The organism is Capnocytophaga sp. oral taxon 332 str. F0381, assembly GCF_000318275.2.
Lineage (GTDB): Bacteria > Bacteroidota > Bacteroidia > Flavobacteriales > Flavobacteriaceae > Capnocytophaga > Capnocytophaga bilenii.
Window position 1 is genome coordinate 1,454 of sequence record NZ_KB291336.1, and the last position, 545, is coordinate 1,998.

Consider the following 545-nt stretch of genomic DNA (forward strand, 5'->3'; position numbering starts at 1 on the left):
TTCCAACATATATGTAGAGTTTTTGATATTTACCTTTATAGTAGTATTTCACTAAGTTAATTTTATTTTTCACTACAAGGTTACCCTCTTCAAAGAAAGCTTTGTAATACTCGTCTTTATTTACAATAACTTTATACTTTCCTCTTAAAGGTTCTTTTGTACGTTTATCTATTCTTATATAATCGTACATAATACTCCCATAGCGTTTAGTAGGAATAAGTCTCTTAACAATCTCTATATCTTTATTGTCTATTTTATTTATAAATAACTGACTATATAGATTCTGAGATATAAAAAAAGCAAATACTATTAAACCGAGTGTTTTTGTCGTCTTATTCATTATCAATTGGTTTTAAATCAGAGTCTTTTATCATTGTTTCCCATTGCTAACAAGCGAAACTAAAAATCTTTTAGAAACGCTTTTATGTCTTTTTCTTTTATTAATGGTATAAATATTTTAAGAAATTTTTCTGTACTCTGTTTATCTTTTTCTCTTATAAGAATAGGCTCTTTTTCATCTATATCACTATAATTAAAATATTTGA

General features: G+C 25.0%; 1 pseudogene. It reads right to left on the reverse strand.

Annotated features, from left to right (window positions below):
• Nucleotides 1-340, reverse strand: a pseudogene (locus tag HMPREF9075_RS13580) (hypothetical protein); the annotation flags it as partial.
• Nucleotides 341-545: the final 205 nt, after the last annotated feature.